The sequence below is a fragment of the Psychrobacter sp. UBA6766 genome, from assembly GCF_002453355.1.
Classification (GTDB): Bacteria; Pseudomonadota; Gammaproteobacteria; order Pseudomonadales; family Moraxellaceae; genus Psychrobacter.
The window spans coordinates 1-13,244 of sequence record NZ_DKGQ01000010.1; the positions used below are offsets into that span (position 1 = coordinate 1).

At 42.6% G+C, this 13,244-nt stretch carries 10 protein-coding genes and 2 tRNA genes; 5 read left to right on the top strand and 7 right to left on the bottom strand.

Annotation, left to right across the window (positions count from 1 at the left end; genetic code table 11):
* Positions 1 to 395: 395 nt before the first annotated feature.
* A complete protein-coding gene (locus tag B4K26_RS02530) occupies positions 396 to 1,421 on the bottom strand; it encodes a purine-nucleoside phosphorylase (protein WP_296243334.1) in 1,026 nt (341 codons plus the stop codon).
* Between the two features lie 254 nt (positions 1,422 to 1,675).
* Between B4K26_RS02530 and B4K26_RS02535 the strand changes: the two genes are divergently transcribed.
* The 5 genes from B4K26_RS02535 to B4K26_RS02555 all read left to right on the top strand — a co-directional run bounded on the left by B4K26_RS02535 (position 1,676) and on the right by B4K26_RS02555 (position 6,869).
* Positions 1,676 to 2,086, top strand: a complete 411-nt coding sequence (locus B4K26_RS02535) for an OsmC family protein (protein ID WP_296243335.1) — start codon at positions 1,676 to 1,678, stop codon at positions 2,084 to 2,086.
* 52 nt (positions 2,087 to 2,138) lie between these two features.
* Positions 2,139 to 2,603: a flavodoxin family protein gene (locus B4K26_RS02540; RefSeq protein WP_296243336.1), complete on the top strand. Its 465-nt coding sequence runs from the start codon at positions 2,139 to 2,141 to the stop codon at positions 2,601 to 2,603.
* A gap of 68 nt (positions 2,604 to 2,671) precedes the next feature.
* On the top strand, positions 2,672 to 3,325 hold the full coding sequence (locus tag B4K26_RS02545) for a DUF938 domain-containing protein (RefSeq protein ID WP_296243338.1): 654 nt from the start codon (positions 2,672 to 2,674) through the stop codon (positions 3,323 to 3,325).
* A 418-nt stretch (positions 3,326 to 3,743) separates the two neighbouring features.
* On the top strand, positions 3,744 to 5,831 hold the full coding sequence (locus B4K26_RS02550; RefSeq protein ID WP_296243339.1) for a catalase: 2,088 nt from the start codon (positions 3,744 to 3,746) through the stop codon (positions 5,829 to 5,831).
* Positions 5,832 to 6,086: 255 nt separating this feature from the next.
* Positions 6,087 to 6,869 carry an MBL fold metallo-hydrolase gene (locus tag B4K26_RS02555; protein ID WP_296243340.1) on the top strand — a complete coding sequence of 261 codons (783 nt, stop codon included), beginning with the start codon at positions 6,087 to 6,089 and terminating at the stop codon, positions 6,867 to 6,869.
* A gap of 73 nt (positions 6,870 to 6,942) precedes the next feature.
* Here the strand turns inward: B4K26_RS02555 and B4K26_RS02560 are convergent.
* The 6 genes from B4K26_RS02560 to B4K26_RS02585 form a co-directional block, all read right to left on the bottom strand.
* Positions 6,943 to 7,018, bottom strand: a tRNA-Lys gene (locus tag B4K26_RS02560).
* Positions 7,019 to 7,174: 156 nt separating this feature from the next.
* Positions 7,175 to 7,250 (bottom strand) — tRNA-Lys (locus B4K26_RS02565).
* Between the two features lie 429 nt (positions 7,251 to 7,679).
* Complete coding sequence (locus B4K26_RS02570; RefSeq protein WP_296243341.1) at positions 7,680 to 9,674, bottom strand: MacB family efflux pump subunit; 1,995 nt, start codon at positions 9,672 to 9,674, stop codon at positions 7,680 to 7,682.
* Between the two features lie 108 nt (positions 9,675 to 9,782).
* Entirely contained in the window at positions 9,783 to 11,144 is a 1,362-nt protein-coding gene (locus B4K26_RS02575) for an efflux RND transporter periplasmic adaptor subunit (protein ID WP_296243343.1), read from the bottom strand.
* A gap of 190 nt (positions 11,145 to 11,334) precedes the next feature.
* Complete coding sequence (holA, locus tag B4K26_RS02580) at positions 11,335 to 12,408, bottom strand: DNA polymerase III subunit delta (RefSeq protein ID WP_296243345.1); 1,074 nt, start codon at positions 12,406 to 12,408, stop codon at positions 11,335 to 11,337.
* A 96-nt stretch (positions 12,409 to 12,504) separates the two neighbouring features.
* Positions 12,505 to 13,224 carry a hypothetical protein gene (locus B4K26_RS02585; protein ID WP_296243348.1) on the bottom strand — a complete coding sequence of 240 codons (720 nt, stop codon included), beginning with the start codon at positions 13,222 to 13,224 and terminating at the stop codon, positions 12,505 to 12,507.
* Between the last annotated feature and the right edge of the window lie 20 nt (positions 13,225 to 13,244).

Sequence of the window (13,244 nt, forward strand, 5' to 3'; positions counted from 1 at the left end):
CATCGTCAGCTCTCTATTCTAGATTCGCCCCCAACGTTAATTCGTTGGGGGCTTTTCTTTGTGTGCGCGGTTCTCATAGACGAAGATCCTCACTCATCAGAACAAGGGTTTTGTCCTGAAGCTACTATCACGAGTGGTTATTCATCAGCTGACTTACTGAAAACTTCCTTCAAGCTAGTTGGTTGTTTGCGCTTAACTTCATTGTGCTCGTGACGCGCTTTAGAGGTAGATGGTAGGCTTAACTAGACCATGATTGGGTAGGGTTAAAATAGGGCTTATAATTAAACTGTAAGCTTATAAGTTTCTGAAACAGGTATTAAACCCATTCCAGAATAATTGATTGGTAATTAGCTGCTAGTCTACTTCTATAAGATCACAGATCTATTCAAGAGTTTTTATTTTTGCTGGAGTTCTGGTACGCCATTCTTCCAAACTGTCCAGTTATTAACAATATGATCAACAGTTTTTGATCCTACTAACACTATATTTTCTACTGTTTCTGCAAACCCACCAGCGGTTTCTCCTGGAGCTGGATCTAGATGTTGAAGAGTAGTCTCATTTGGATGGCCTTGGTCAAAGTTTACTGCACCACGTAAGCTCATTATGCGCTCAGTTCCTACAGTTCTATCTAGAACTTGCGCTATTGCAGCGGCTTCCATTTCAGTGATTACGTAATCATCAGCATTATACAGCTCAGTGATGTATTGAGCTTGTTTAGACAAACCGGGACCATGAAAAAACGTATCTCCTGTCATATGAGTCCCTACCGTTATGGCTGGACTACGTCTTGCTTCAGCATTTGGGTATCTCATTCGATAAACACTGGCTTCTTTTGAGTCTTTCAAAGAAACTGACTCGCTCAGATATAGGTTCCATTTAAGTAATTTAGGGTTGAGTTGATAACGACGAATATCTTCATAACCTTTGCGAGGCATAAAAGTAGGCGCGCCTTTTTCGCCTTCTTCTGCTTTCCAACGGTGACCTAAGTCATAATCCACCAGCCAAGATGCCCAGCTTACATCTCCTATAGTGCCTTTATTAGGAGGTGTGCCTGCGACGCCGCTTAGAATGAAATAACTCTTTGAAAAATCAAATTTAGGAGAGAGTGTAATTGCTTGCATAGATGCTGAAGATCCTACTTTACCCATACCTAATACTGACCCACAGACGCCTTCAGAATTACAGTAGACTGGGCTATAAGCTCCTTCTACTTTTATAGGCTTACTGTCGGCAAAATACCGCGCATACCAATGCTGAAACTCACCTGCTTTATCTCCACTGTTTTCGCCAATTTCAAACATTGCTGCAATAAATACTTTCACTGGGATTATATCTTGATGAGTTTTAGCTTGTGCACTGCTGCAAAACATGATTATCATAGTAAAAAATGATAGATAAAAAGAATGTCTTTTTATAAACATATTGGATGCCTATTTGAAATATGTGATTCTGAGTTTGATTAATTTACATGCCAACACTCTTCTAGCTAAAGCTAGGAGAGTGTTGGTGCACAGGGTACCATAATCTGTAGATAGGCTGCAGAAGCTAGCTAACTTAAAGCGTCGATCAATAGGTTTTAATATAAATAGCGTTTCTCTTTTTCAGCTATTAATATATTAATCTGAAGCTTATTAAAAATAGAAGTTTAACAATCATAACTAACAAAGAGAAAACTATGACAACTTCAAAAGTAACCTACCAAGGCAATCTACGCACTACCGCCATTCACTTTCAGTCAAACAATGAAATAATTACTGATGCTCCTATCGATAATCAAGGTAAAGGCGAAGCGTTTTCACCGACTGATTTATTGGCGACCAGCTTAGCCAGTTGCATGTTGACCATTATCGGTATTAAAGCGCGTGATATGGAGATCGACATTGCAGGTACTACCGCTGAGGTGACCAAAATAATGGCAGCTGAGCCAAGACGTGTCAGTGAAATACATGTCGAGATCACTTTTAATCAAGAGTTAGACGATAAAACGCAAAAGATATTCTACAACACTGCGTTAACTTGTCCGGTTGCGAAAAGCATCCATCCTGATATCATTCAAAAGGTAACTATTGACTCTAAGAGCTATTAATTCTAAAAGCTCTTGATTCATAGAACTAATGATCTTTATAGGGGTGAGTAAAATGGCCATCAAAACCTTACTTATTGTCGCTCATGCACCGTCGCCTAATACCAAGAAATTGGCTCACGCGGCGTATCATGGTGCCAATCATCCTGATATAGATATCAATGTCATATTAAAGTTACCACAGGATACTCAGCCTGAAGATGTATTGGCAGCGGATGCGCTAATACTAGGGACGACTGAGAATTTGGCTTATATGGCAGGGCTGACGAAAGATTTTTTTGATCGCTGTTATTATCCAGTGTTAGAAGAGAAGCAAGGCATGCCATTTGCGTTATATATCCGAGCAGGTCATGATGGAACGGGTACCAAACTTGCTATAAAGACTATCATTACCGGCCTGCGCTGGAATCAAATCCAAGATACGTTGATTTTACAAGGGGATTGGCAAGAGGTATTTACTGAGCAAGTAGAAGAGCTAGCAATGACACTTGCAGCTGGGGTAGATGCAGGTATTTATTAGATTGTAGTTGCTTATCGCCATTATTAATATCAGCGCTTTATTTATTCAGAATGATAAGGGTGGTAATTGTGTTTAACGATGATGCAAATAATACTCAGTCTATTGCTCCAGAGGGCGTGCCGTTTTCCCAAGCTTGCGAAAATAATAAGCAACCTATTTTAGAGATTTTGCAAAAAGAGCTGCAAGATGCAACGCATGTATTAGAAGTTGGGTCTGGAACGGGGCAGCATAGCGTCTATTTTGCGCCGCGATTGACGCATCTAACTTGGCAGACTAGTGATGTTTCAGCGCATCATCACATTATCAATGCTTGGCATGCCGCTTACCCTGCGCCAAATTTATATGCGCCATTAGCTTTTGATTTATCTTGTGATTCGATACCAATCAACAAAGCCAATCCCACTTCTTACGATGCAGTATTTACTGCTAATACCTTACATATTATTTCTTGGGCATTGGTTAAAACGCTTTTTGAATTGGTCGGAAATACTTTACCTCTAGAAGGTAAACTTATCGTTTACGGACCGTTTAATGATAATGGACTCTATAGTAGTGAAAGTAATCGTCAGTTTGATTTAAGTCTACGACAGCGTGATAGCAACAGTGGTATCCGTGATTTGCAAGACGTTATAAAAGTAGCTCAAAAGAATAAATTGCAATTATCACATCAATATTCAATGCCCGCCAATAATCTAATCTTAGTTTTTCAAAAGCAATCGTAACCTACCCCTGCTTTTAATCTAGTCCATTAATTACTCTATCAAAACGCTATTTTATTCTATTGCCCTTTGATTGAATCCTCTCTTCTGGTTTTAACGTCAAGTTTATTATTAATAATAAAATCAATTAAAATTGTTTCGTAGCCTTGCGCGCAGGCATCGTGATTAACCAAAAATCAACACGCTTAACGATATATGTGACATACCTACGGTAGATTTTGAGTAATATGATTGATGAGCTTATCGATGCTGTCATGCATCAATGTCTAACAGCATTCTCATCTATCAAGAAACAATTGCGCTGAACACAGAAAATTAAACGACATCTGAAGTCAAAGTTATCTCTAAGGATATAAAACTGTGTTGGTGCTTATTTGGTGGGCTATCTGTAGTCCATTTTACTCATTAGCTAGGATATTTTATGAAGAAGAATATTGATCATACCGACCCCGCTAAAAATATGAATACCGAACGTGGTAATGGCGGTGAAACGCATCAGCGTGCCGATGGTGATACAAGAGCGATGACCACCCAGCAAGGCGTTGTCATTTCTGACAATCAAAATTCGCTTAGAGCCAATACTCGTGGTCCAACGTTGTTAGAAGATTTTGTCTTACGCGAAAAAATTACTCATTTTGACCATGAGCGTATTCCTGAGCGTGTGGTGCATGCGCGCGGTAGTGCTGCCCACGGTTATTTTGAGCTGACCGAGTCATTAGAAGAGTATACGACGGCGAAAATTCTTACGGAAACGGGTAAGCAGACGCCTTTATTTACCCGTTTTTCTACCGTAGCCGGTAATAAGGGCTCAAAAGATACGCCACGAGACGTTCGTGGTTTTGCCGTAAAGATGTATACTGAAGAGGGTAATTGGGACTTAGTCAGTAACAATATGCCGATTTTCTTTATTCAAGATGCGATTAAATTCCCTGATTTGGTTCATGCAGTTAAGCCTGAGCCTGATCGTGGCTTTCCACAAGCGGCCTCTGCTCACGATACCTTTTGGGATTTTGTTTCCCTTAGCCCTGAAACCATGCACAATGTCATTTGGTTAATGAGTGATCGCGCGCTGCCGCGTAGCTTTAGTATGATGGAAGGCTTTAGTATTCACAGTTATCGTTTTATCAATAAAAACGGCAAAAGCACCTTTGTGCGTTTTCATTGGAAGCCGGTTAATGGCGTACAATCATTAATTTGGGATGAAGCTGTTAAAGTTTCGGGCGCCGATCCTGATTATAACCGCCGTGATTTGTTTGAGTCGATCGAACAAGGTTATTTCCCTGAATGGCATCTTGGTGTTCAGTTATTTACTGAAGAAGAGGCAGCGACATTCCCATTTGACCATTTGGATGCGACCAAACTGATTCCTGAAGAACTGGTTCCAGTAAAAATCGTTGGTAAAATGGTGCTAAACCGTTATCCAGATAACTTTTTTGCAGAAACCGAACAAGTGGCGTTTTGTCCATCGCACGTGCCACCAGGCATCGATTTTAGTAACGATCCATTGCTGCAAGGTCGACTGTTTAGTTACCTTGATACTCAGCTTTTCAGACTAGGGTCACCAAACTTTGCCCAAATTCCGATTAATGCGCCAAAATGTCCATTTGCCAATAATCAGCAAGACGGCTATATGCAAATGCACGTTCCGAAAACCAGAACGCTTTATGATCCTCAAAGCTTAGACCCTGAGCGTCCGCGTGAAAACCCGAAAAAAGGTTTTGAGTCATTTCATGAGCAGTTAGATGACGGTGTTAAAGGTCGCGTACGCGCTGAAAGCTTCGCGGACCATTATAGCCAGCCGCGTATGTTCTATCGAAGCCAGACGCCAACTGAGCAAGCCCATATCGCCTCTGCCTATGCGTTTGAGCTCGGTAAAGTAGATACGCCGCATGTACGAACACGAATGCTTGGTCATTTAATGAACATTGACGAAGACTTGGCAAATCGTGTAGCAACGGCATTGGGAATGAAGCTACCAGAAGCCATAGAACCAGCAGCGCCAGTACAAGATTTGCCAACCTCTAAGCCACTACAAACGATTGGTCGAACGCCAAAGAGTTTAAAGGCACGAATGATTGGTATTTTAGTCGCAGAAGGCTCGAAGCATAGTGAAATTCAGAAGTTTGAAGAGGCAGCAATGGCGCAAGGTGCTCGCGTTAAGATTGTGGCACCAAATAAAGAGGTAACTTTAGATGATGGGATTATCATACAAGCCGATGAGCGTGTCGCTGGTGGTCCGTCAGTCATGTTTGATGCCGTAGTGAGTATCATCATGCCAGATCAAGCGAAAAAGCTGGCAAAAGATAGTTCTACTCTAGATTGGTTCAATGATGCTTATGTTCACTGTAAAGCAATTGCTTATTGCGGCGCGACCGATGAGTTTATCTTGAGTAAACTACCGATTGAAAAAGATACGTTTGTGACGCCACTCGCTGAGCTTGAAAGCTTTATCGAAAATGCCAAATCACGCTTGTGGGAGCGTGAGCCAAAGGTGCGTGACTTGGCTTAATTGATAATAATATAGCTTGCTAATAATAAAAAACTCAGCCTATGTGCTGGGTTTTTTGTCTAATGACTTTGTAGATTAACGATAAATGACTTTTCAACACTTTAACTTTAGTCACAAGCGTTCACTCAAAGACGTTTATTTTTAACTGATGAACGTTATACTAAAGGACAGTTTTTTATTATTACATCAAAAAAGTGACTAAAATGCATCACTGATTAGCGATTAGTAAAGCAGGAAAGAGGTCAAGGAAGATAAATGAGTTTATGTCAAATCGTACGTTTGGACGGTTATATTCAAAGCAGCTATCTTGCTGTTTATCCAGATAAATTGCTGTTATTGGATGGCGGCTGTCGTCCTGATGTGGCAATGATACTGGATTATATTAAAAACACGCTCAAGCGTCCAGTTAGTGATTTAAAAGTGGTGATTGTCACTCATATGCATCCAGATCATGCAGGTGGCGCGCATAAGCTTAGAAAAGCCACTGGCTGCCTGATTGTCTCGGCTGTCAAAGAAACTCAGTGGTATAGTGGTTTTGGAGGGCAAGTCATGCATTTGGTCGATTTGGGTCTTGCTCACTATGTGGCAAAGAGGCAAGGGCGTTCTTTTAAAAAACTCTGGTATCCTGCGCACTTAGAGCCTGATTTGACAGTAAGCGATGGTGATACTGTTCCGCAATTTGATGACTGGCAGGTACTTGAGACGCCAGGGCATACGGATCGCGATTTATCCTTGTTTCATGTTTCAAGCCGTCAAGTTTATACCGCCGATTTAATTATTAAGCTGCGCCATAAATTTGTCGCACCGTTTCCCATTTATAATCCTAAAGTTTATATGCAGTCACTACAAAAGGTAAAAGACTTACAACCATCTAATGTCATGATGGCGCATGGCTGTGAGTTGGGTATCGATGCAGCAACTTTTGATCAGCTCATTGCGCAAGCGCCTAAGCATCGGCGCACTATTAAAGATACCATTAAGCATAAATTGCTTTGGCGCCAAGATGATGGCTTTAGTATCCGGAAACGTAAACGCTAAAGTTCATTGAAACTCTACAAATGAAAGACATAAAAAAAAGCCCAATCATTAGATGACTGGGCTTTTCTAAATATGGTGGGCCGACCGCGACTCGAACGCGGGACCAATTGATTAAAAGTCAACTGCTCTACCAACTGAGCTATCGGCCCTGAAGAGCGTATAAAAAAAGCATTGCTTTTTTAGCTCTGCAAGATAAATTTCCTTAAAGGAAAATTTATAACAACTAGACATCAAAAACAATGTCTTTAAACTTATTATGCCACTACCGGATAGGGTAGCATACATCATAAGTATAATACTAAATATGGTGGGCCGACCGCGACTCGAACGCGGGACCAATTGATTAAAAGTCAACTGCTCTACCAACTGAGCTATCGGCCCTGAAGAGCGTATAAAAAAAGTACTGCTTTTTTAGCTCTGCAAGAGAATTTACATTTTCGTAAATTCTGTGGAAACTATAAATTGCATGACAATTTTAGCTTCGCAAGATAAATTTCCTTAAAGGGAAACTTATTAAAACCAGACATCTAAAAAATGTCTATAAGCTTAATTTCTTTATCTATAGATGAATCTATATCAAAAGAGGCAACAAGCTTGTTTCATCGTTTAGATTATTTGTATCGCTAAACGTGAGAGCACATTATATATATAATTTTGACAATTACAACCCCGAATCCTAAAAAAAGTGCAAATCCTTGCTAATAACTGATAATTTTTTTAATTTAAGTGCTATTTGTCTTTTGGACTAAATAAAATACTAACAATATCGCCCTTTAAAAGGGTAATTTTAGATATCAAGGCTAAATTTTCTTAGTCTCTAGATAGGGCTTCTACTGGATCTAATCTGGCAGCGTTACGAGCAGGTAAGAATCCGAAAACAACCCCAATCAGCGTCGAGCAAATAAAGGCGGCAATAATAGATGTTGGTGAATAAATGACTTGGAAGCTGTCACCGCCGACACGATTGATAATTTCACCAATAGCGAATGCCAGCCCAATCCCTAATAGTCCGCCTAAAATACAGACCAAAACGGCTTCAATTAAAAACTGCTGCATGATATCGCTTTGACGCGCACCGACCGCCATCCGTACGCCAATCTCATTGGTGCGCTCGGTCACCGAGACCAGCATAATATTCATAACGCCAATACCGCCGACAATTAGCGAGATAATAGCGATAGAGGATATGAGCAAGGTCATCGTTGCGGTGGTAGCTTCAATGGTTTGACGAATCGAGTCGGAGTTACGGATGCGAAAATCATCGGTGCCATGCCGGCTTGTCATGAGCTCTGAGATAGCAGATTCAGCGGCAGCAGAGGAGATATTATTGTCAATGAGTGCGATAAAGCTTTCAATGTAGGCGCTGCCTATCAGTCGCGACATCATGGTGGTGTAGGGCATATATAAAGTAGGCGAGTCGACGCTGCGACCAAAGCCGCCATCATTTGGCTCTAAGACGCCAATGACGCGCCCAGGAACGCTCCCTACGAGTAATACTTCGCCAATCGGATTGGCATTATCAGGAAAGAACGTTTTACTGGCATTATCATCGATAATAATATCTTGAGTACGGCGCAGAATACTTTGTTCATTGAACCCTTGACCTAGGGCTAACTTTTCACCGCTGACATCGAGATAATCTTTACCAACGCCGCTGATACTGGCGGCTTCTTGGATATTACGATAGCGGACGTTCATATTGCTATTGAGCTGCGGGCTGACACTAACCACATATGGCTGATCAGCAACCGCTTGGGCATCTTGCGGCGTCAGATTATCATCGTTGTATTGCCGTCTAGGGTCACCGTAGGGATAGCCATCAGTGACGGTGATGGTATTGGTACCTAGGGAGCTAATATTAGATAATATCTGCTCTTGTGAGCCTTTACCAAGACCGACCACTGATACTACTGACGCAATACCAATAATAATCCCTAACATCGTCAATAAAGTGCGCATTTTATGAGCGCGCATAGCCAGCAATGACATTTTAAACGCTTCAAATAGGCGGTCGATAAAGCTGCTAAACGCGCTTTTACGGTGCTTATCTATGTCAGCTGCTGGCTGTGGTTCTGCATGCTGATAATCGTCATTTTTGTAGTCGGCAATGATATAGCCGTCTTTGATTTCGATGACACGCTCAGCTTGAGCGGCAAGGCTAGGATCGTGGGTAACCATAATGATGGTATGACCTTGGGCGTTTAAGTCTTTGAGGATTTGGACGACATCTTCACCCGATTTACTATCGAGCGCACCCGTCGGTTCATCGGCTAAGATAATATCGCCACCGTTCATCAGCGCCCTTGCGATAGAAACGCGCTGCTGCTGACCGCCAGATAGCTGGCTTGGACGATTATTGACCTTGTCACCGAGTCCCAAATCTGACAATAGCTTTTCAGCACGCTCGCTGCGAACTTGTCCATCCATTCCTGCATAAACGGCCGGTACGGAAACGTTGTCGCGAGCGTTGATATCACCCAATAAATGATAGCGCTGAAAAATAAAACCAAAGTGCTCACGGCGTAACTTTGCCAACTCATCCGCATCTAGGCGGCTGACCGATTGACCAAATATTTTATAGTCGCCCGCCGTCGCTTGATCTAAGCAGCCCAAGATGTTCATCAAGGTCGATTTGCCTGAGCCTGATTGCCCAATAATGGCTACCATTTCGCCTTGATTGATGGTCAAGTTGATATCATGCAAGACACGAATCATCTGCTCGCCAGCTTTAAACTCTCTAATCAGTCCTTTGACTTCCATCAAAGGCATCTTAGTCGCATTAGAAGTCGGATATTGGTTATTCATTTGCTATCCTGCTTATTTTAAATCTCAAGTCATTATCAAAGCTAAAGCCAAAGCTGATGTGTTGCTCGCATCGATTTTATTTAACTATTTTTTACCAAATTTTAAATACTAGAACGGTCGACCGCCTCTGCCACCTCTACCACCCTTGCCTTTATCAGCACCTTCCTCACCTAATATGACCTCATCACCTTTTTTCAGACCGCTTAGAATTTCCGCATTAACACGGTTATTGATACCGACTTTGACCGTTTGCTCAACCACTTCGCCATCAGCTTTAAGGACACGTACCATCGCCGTTGTTGCATGAGAATCGTTATTAGAAGCAGCCGTATCTTTTTTAGGGTTTCCGGACTTTCTAGATTTACCAGCAGGTTGTAGCGCCGCAGAAGGGATAAGTAGTGCGTCTTTTGCTTGATTGATGACGATATAAACTTGCGCGGTCATATCAATACGAAAGCGGCGTTCGGTATTGGGAACTTCGATATAACCGATGTAATAAATCGCCGCATCAGTCGAGCTGGTGTCGCTGATTTTCTCAGGAGCGGGTTCAATGGCTTTAAGGGTCGCATCGTATTTTTGGTCAGGATTACCGATAATATTAAAATAGACAGGCAAGCCTGCTTTGACATTAATGACGTCGGCTTCAGAGATTTGCGCATTGATACGAACAGTCGATAGATCGGCCAAGGTCACAATGGTTGGCGCGGTTTGATTGGCGTTGACCGTGGTGCCTTGCTCAGTGGTCACCGATACCACTGTTCCTGACATCGGCGCACGGATGGTGGTATAGCTTAAATCTTCCTGTGCAGTGCTGACGTTGGTTTGAGATTTACGTAACGCCGCTTGTTGACTATTGATATTAGCTTCAGTTGTCGCAATCGCCGCTTTTGCGGTATCGATAGCAGCACGAGCATTAGCAACGGCGGCCTGTGCCGTGGCAACTTTGGTCGCTTGCGTATCATAATCTTGCTGCGATATCGCGTCGATAGCCAGTAAGCCTTGCAAGCGTGAAAAGTCTGCTTGCGCTTGCTTTAATTCAGCTTGACGGCTGACAAGATCCGCTTGCGCACTTTTTAGACTTGCCTGACGGCTTAATGACTCGGCACGGGCACTTTGTAGCGCCGCTTCACTTTGCTCAAGGCTCGCTTGCTCATTGCTTAAATTATTCTTTTGCGTTACCTGATCAATTTGCGCAATTAAATCGCCTTTTTTAACTTCATCACCGACGTCGACAAATAGCCGCGTCACTTCACCCGAGACCTGAGCACCAACATCGACGGTATTTAACGCTTTCACTTTACCCGAGGCCATAACGTTATTTTCGATATCGCCAATCTCAGCGGTCGCCGTTAGATAGTTGGGTGTGGTTTCTTTTGGTTTAAACGTTTTGTAGGCTAAAGCCCCTAAAGCTACGATGACAAGGGCAATGACGCCCCATTTTATAGCAGACTTTTTGCTCATTTTGCGCATGACAACAATCCAATCACAGTTAAATCAAGTGTAGCTATAGTAGAGGCTTGACGCCTAAAAGGGAATGGCAATTAGTTTGCGAAACGTTAAGAGGAAAAAGTTTAGCAGCAATAATCATGAAAGCACAGACAAAAAAATAACCCTATAAAAAGGGTTAAATAACAGAACGCAATATTTTATCGTTAATGAATTACGGTGTCTTGAACAACCTCTGCCCTGACAATTCCAATGCTGCTTGTAACAGTAACTCCCACGCTGGCTGGCGGACCAAGCCTTTAATCGCTTGGTCACATTTGTAAAGCAGAGCCGGCCAAGTAGCCGTTTGGGCTTTTGAGTGGCGGCGGCACGCTTGCTGGTATAAACCTTGCTTGCTACGCCAAATGCCAAGCACTTGTGGGTCTTGTCCATCCATTAACTGCATGATTTGCCGCATGTCTTTACTAATCGCCCATAAAACCAAGGTAGTTGGCTCATCGGTGGCTTTTAGCTGAAAAATGATTTTGGCAACTTGGGCGCTATTACCAGCAAGCATCGCATCGGATAAATCAAACACGCTAAACTGTGCGTCGCTGACCAATGCCGCTTGCAGGTCACCAATGTCTAATGCCACGTTTTTCACGGGCAGAGTAGAGGTACTTTCAAAATTCTCACTGCTACTATTCGCCATCAATTGTGGTGCAAATAAATACGATAATCGCCATAAGGCTTGATAGGCACTAAGCAAATGATGTTCAGTATGTGACATCAAAAGCTGCCAAGCTTCTTGCGACAGTGTTAAACCAAACTGCTGAGCTTGTATCTGCAATAACTGCTGACGCTGCTGCTCGTTGTATAAATTACAGTCGATAACGTGACCGTATTGCGCAAATGGCGCAAACCATTTGCTGGTCTGCGCACGCTTATCTTGTTTTGGTGTGAGCCACAATAAACTGTGATTATGTGCCCCTGTTTGCGCATCAACGGCAAAGCGTTCTAGCTCGGCGATAACGGCTTTGTCAGGTTTATGATTGCCGGTGACAATCACTGCACTGGCATCATCGAATAAAGACTGGCTACCAAGCTCTGACAGCACTTCTTGCCAGCTTTTTACTGACATCAGCTCGAGGCGTTTAATGGCATAGTTTTGCGCGCGCCAATGTGGACGCAGGGCATCGACGAGCCATTGACTGAGTAATGGCTCATCACCGTGCGCCAGCCACAAGCCAGCTACTGCAACGGAAGGTTGAAGTAGTCTTGGGAACGCTTGTATAAAGGTATCTTGCATAGATAAAAGGACACAAGGTTATGAATATAAGACTAAGACTGCCTTTAATAAGGATATGTTTAATAACTTCATTTTTAAACATGAAAAACATCAGTATTAGGGTTTTGGGGCGATAACAGCAGTAGATACTGAGCCTTTACTATTTTTAATAGCGGATTTGACACTATTAGGAGCAACTTTAGGCAGTGAAATCGCTACATATTGGTCAGTGATGCGGCGCGCTAAGCTGTCGTAAAGCCAATCACGAATTTGATCACCTTGCTGGTCATCGGTACTTACCGAAGCTTCGTTATACTGATAGCTACGCTCAACTTGAATAGGGTTGGTGAGTGTCACAGGATTGCCGTTTTCTACGGTTTTGTAGCTGACATCAGCCGATATCACCAAGCGAATTTCTGTCAATACACCCACCAACTCGTAACGCTTAAAACGGACATTATTAACTGTAATTGTCGAAATAGGATCAGCGTCCGCTTTTTGGTTATTACTAGCGACATCCGCTAAAGTCATATTATCAATCACCTCGACCCCTAGCGCTTTTAAGCGACTAACGAGAGGCAATTTTAATGGAAATGAAGTGCGATTGTCTTCGATAATCACGGCAGTTTTATTGACGTCAAACAACATTGGCACATCATAACCGCGTAGCTGAAAACCACAACCGCTGAGGCTCAAACCTGTGCCCAATACTGTAACCATTGGCAAAGCTGTCAATAGCGCGGTTGCGAGTTTTTGCGCGCCTGATTTATAAGCCAGGGTGCTTTGTCCGTTCGATTTTGCTTGCTGTGACTGCGACGCTCGGTGCTTATACAACATAATCGCTATCCTTATTTTGA